The following is a 3,556-nucleotide window of genomic DNA, read 5'->3' on the forward strand; positions in this document are numbered from 1 at the left end:
TGTCAATGGTTATGACCCTGTCGTCGTTTTGCAGTCGCCATGCCAGTTGACCGTATCCGACGTCCACGGCGTAGACCCGCACGGCACCATGAGCAAGCAGACAATCCGTAAACCCCCCGGTTGAGGCACCAACATCAAGGGCCGTCATGCCACCGACATCGACGCCGAAGTGCTCCAGGGCAAAGTCCAGCTTCACCCCACCCCTGCTTACGTAGGGCATGTCGCAATCCCTGAGCGTTATGACGGCGGCGTCAGCATCAACGGCAGTGCCAGGTTTGGTGCAGGGGACGCCGTTGACCATGACCTTGTTCTCCATTATCAGCGCCCTGGCTCGCTCTCTTGATTGCATAAGCCCTCGTTGCACAAGGACGATGTCAAGCCTCTTTTTCATCGCAATGTTCTAGTATAAAACAAGTGAGTCTAAATTATCCCTGTTCATGACTTTTTTTGTACCTGTTGATGGCACTGTGACGCGTTTTGTCACCGTGGTGACATTTTAAGGCACAACTGAAATCAGCAGTGGGGTGAATAGCTGTACTTTAAGGCTTCATGGCTAGGATTATTCAGTCAAATTATTTTTCAGTATGCAGCATTAATGTGGTATAATTATTGATGGGTATTTGCATGTGCGAGGAAAGACAAAGGACGGTTTTAAACCGTAAACTATAAATATATAGAAAAAACAAATAAGGGGTATGTGTTATGCTTAGACCAATATCATTGACAGGGAATAGGGATGAGGGAGGATTTACGCTGGTTGAGCTTCTGATAGTGATAGCGATTATCGGGATACTGACTTCCATAGCGGTGCCTGCGTTTTTGGGTCAGAGGGAGAAGTCGAAGCTGAGGGCGCTTGAGGCTGGAGCAAAGGGCGCCGTGGCTGACCTTCAGGGCTATCTCGATTCCTACATAGCAGGTGACCCATACATAGTATTAACCAGCAGTGCAGGGAGTCAGGGGTGTTTTGAGGCCGTTAATGCAACGGCCACTGGTAAGACCTGCCAGGCAATATTCAATCAGGCCAGCACCAGCACATACACGTCATATCCAAGCGGTCTGCCTAACCTGCTCAATAACTTTGTCAACCATCATACCAGCAAAGGCGACACAAGTCCAATAACCGGAGAGGCACTGTTTGTTACGGCACACACTACCGAAGGAGAGGTCTTTTTAACACCCAACGGTAATCGCACCGTTAACATCACTGCATATGCCACGGATACGACCCTGCCCATCTTTAGCCAGATTGTAACGGCCAAGTAACATATCCACCGCAGACCAACACGGCAGACAGGGAGATGTGAGCTACCCGACCTGCCATGCTTGAGTCTCTGCGTTAAAGTGTGCTACATGTTGAGGAACTTTTCGATTTCGTACTGACTGCCCAGAAAGACGGGTGTACGTTGATGTATCTCCGTGGGTTTTACGTCGCAGATGGTGCCGTTGCCATCTGTTGCCATTCCGCCGGCCATCCTGACGATCATCGACATGGGAAAGACCTCGTACAGGAGGCGGAGCTTTCCGCTCTTGCTCTTGGTATCAGACGGATAGGCAAATACACCTCCCTTGAGCAGTGTTCTGTGAACATCTCCAACCATTGTACCGATAAACCTTGCCGTGTAGCCTTCGTCCTTGAGAGAGTCAAAGTAGTCTCGGGTCTTTTGTGGCCATCCGCGACTATTGGACTCGTTGACGGAATATGTCTTGCCCTTTTGCGGTATCTTCAGGTTGGGGTGTGACAACAAGAACAGACCGTTTGACGGGTCCAGGGTAAACCCGTTTACTTCCGAGCCGGTGGTATAGACAAATATACACGAGGAGCCATACATCACATATCCGGCGGCCACCTGTCTGCATCCGCCCTGGATAAAGTCATGCATGGTGCCTGTGATCCGCTTGTAGACCGAAAAAATGGTGCCAATGTTGATGCCAACCTCTATGTTGGTTGAGCCATCCAGTGGATCAAAGGCAATTATGTACTTGGCATCCACTCCTTTTTCGGGATATATGGGGTCGTCCATCTCCTCGGAGGCTATAGCGTAGAACTGACCGCTGTCGGAGAGCACGCTCACAAGGACGGCATTGGAAAACTCATCCAGCCGCTGTACTTCCTCCCCCTGGACGTTTATCTTGTCGGCCTTACCGAAGATGTCTGCAAGGCCGGCCATTCTGGTGTGTGCGGCAATGATCTTTGTGGCCGTCTCTATCGACATCAGGGCAATTGACAGCGACCCTGTGGCGTTGGGATATTTGCGTTCCTCCTCTAATATGAATCTGTTGAGATCCATTCCTATTTTGGGCATAAAGTTCCTCCTTGTTGTGATAAAAGTTACTATTATTTTATTACATATGGCACACATATGTAAAGGAGGTAAGACGTCAGTACAATGTTCTGTCCTACTTGTAACAATTTGCTTAAAATGTTATTATAGAGGATATAATTTATATACAAAGGAGGTTGACACAGTGGCAGTCTGTTATGTTTGTGGCAAAAAGAAGACGACGGGTAATAATGTTAGTCATGCCAACAATAAAACGCGCAGGTGGTTTCATCCCAATCTGCAAACAATACGGGCACATACCGACAAGGGCCCCAGGAAGGTAAGCATCTGTACAAGATGCCTGCACTCAGGGTTGATCAAAAAGGCCATTTAGAGGAATCCGTTATCAGGGTGTAAGGACACGTGGAAAAGGCCTCTTCCTTTTTTGAATCGATAATAAACGACCTTGGATTGGGGGAGGCTATGCACCTGCAAAGGATACAGGACAACTGGCAGAGGCTGTTTCCACCTCCGATGTCACTGCATACCCATCCGGATTTCCTCAAAAACGGCACCCTGCATATCAACGTAGACTCACACGTGTGGCTGCAGGAGTTGCACTGCTATCAGAGCCACATCCTCGAAAAGCTCTGCGACTACAAGATCATGGCGATAAAGCTGCGGGTGGGAGTTGTCAAAGCCACAGCCAAAGGCAACACCACAGAGAGCGTAGCATTTGTCCCGCTCAACGATGAAGACAAACACTTCATAGATACCACCACCGCCATCATAAAAGACGATGAACTCAGGGCGATCATCCGAAAGACAATGCAGAAGGCCTTGTCGCATCCCAGGCCTAAGGGGCGTTAGATGAAGGCAACGCTGACCTGCCTTCTGTGTCTCTTGCTGGTGCTGACCGCCATACGCTGTAAGGATTCAACCGCAGAGGACAAAAGCCTGAAGGATAAGGATAAAGACCTGATGATGCTTATAAACGGTGTCCGTCAGGAGGTACGACAGAGACCTAATGCCACTGATGACCTTCAGCGACGAGTGTTTCTGCTCAATCGTTGGGTGCGGATACTCTTTGAACAGGGCCTGGATGTCAACACGGTATACCCCTGGCAACGAGCCTTGGACATTGACAGGGCTGCCACTGCCAATCCACAACATGCTATGTCAGAGGTCACGGCTGCATACGCCGACCTTGAACGCTTCGTTGCAACACACAAGGAATATCCCGCCGAAAATAAGCGCATCCTCGATGAGATCAACAATACACGCCGGGAGCTAAA

General features: G+C 49.4%; 6 protein-coding genes. 4 read left to right on the top strand and 2 right to left on the bottom strand.

Features of this window, described 5'->3' with window-relative positions; all coding sequences use genetic code 11:
• A partial coding sequence (locus tag HWQ67_RS14570) for an SAM-dependent methyltransferase (RefSeq protein WP_255317303.1) occupies positions 1–391 on the bottom strand: 391 nt, incomplete at its 3' end.
• A 311-nt stretch (positions 392–702) separates the two neighbouring features.
• On the opposite strand from HWQ67_RS14570, the gene HWQ67_RS14575 reads away from it, so the two are divergent.
• Positions 703–1,263: a type IV pilin protein gene (locus HWQ67_RS14575; RefSeq protein WP_218253418.1), complete on the top strand. Its 561-nt coding sequence runs from the start codon at positions 703–705 to the stop codon at positions 1,261–1,263.
• A gap of 83 nt (positions 1,264–1,346) precedes the next feature.
• On the opposite strand, the gene fbp is transcribed toward HWQ67_RS14575, so the two are convergent.
• Positions 1,347–2,303, bottom strand: coding sequence for a class 1 fructose-bisphosphatase (fbp, locus tag HWQ67_RS14580; RefSeq protein ID WP_218253419.1), 957 nt, complete (start codon positions 2,301–2,303; stop codon positions 1,347–1,349).
• A gap of 163 nt (positions 2,304–2,466) precedes the next feature.
• Between fbp and rpmB the strand changes: the two genes are divergently transcribed.
• From rpmB to HWQ67_RS14595, 3 genes are all read left to right on the top strand, one after another.
• Positions 2,467–2,655, top strand: coding sequence for a 50S ribosomal protein L28 (gene rpmB, locus HWQ67_RS20130; protein WP_320414572.1), 189 nt, complete (start codon positions 2,467–2,469; stop codon positions 2,653–2,655).
• 29 nt (positions 2,656–2,684) lie between these two features.
• Positions 2,685–3,131: a DUF721 domain-containing protein gene (locus HWQ67_RS14590; RefSeq protein WP_218253420.1), complete on the top strand. Its 447-nt coding sequence runs from the start codon at positions 2,685–2,687 to the stop codon at positions 3,129–3,131.
• Positions 3,132–3,556 (top strand): hypothetical protein (locus tag HWQ67_RS14595; protein ID WP_218253421.1); only part of this gene is annotated, 425 nt, incomplete at its 3' end.

It is taken from the genome of Candidatus Magnetobacterium casense (assembly GCF_019173545.1).
GTDB classification, from domain to species: domain Bacteria; phylum Nitrospirota; class Thermodesulfovibrionia; order Thermodesulfovibrionales; family Magnetobacteriaceae; genus Magnetobacterium; species Magnetobacterium cryptolimnobacter.

What these genes read in the sequence shown, in the direction of transcription:
- HWQ67_RS14575 (WP_218253418.1), top strand. Translation starts at nt 703, where the DNA reads ATGCTTAGACCAATATCATTGACAGGGAATAGGGATGAGGGAGGATTT.
- fbp (WP_218253419.1), bottom strand. Translation starts at nt 2,303, where the DNA reads ATGCCCAAAATAGGAATGGATCTCAACAGATTCATATTAGAGGAGGAA.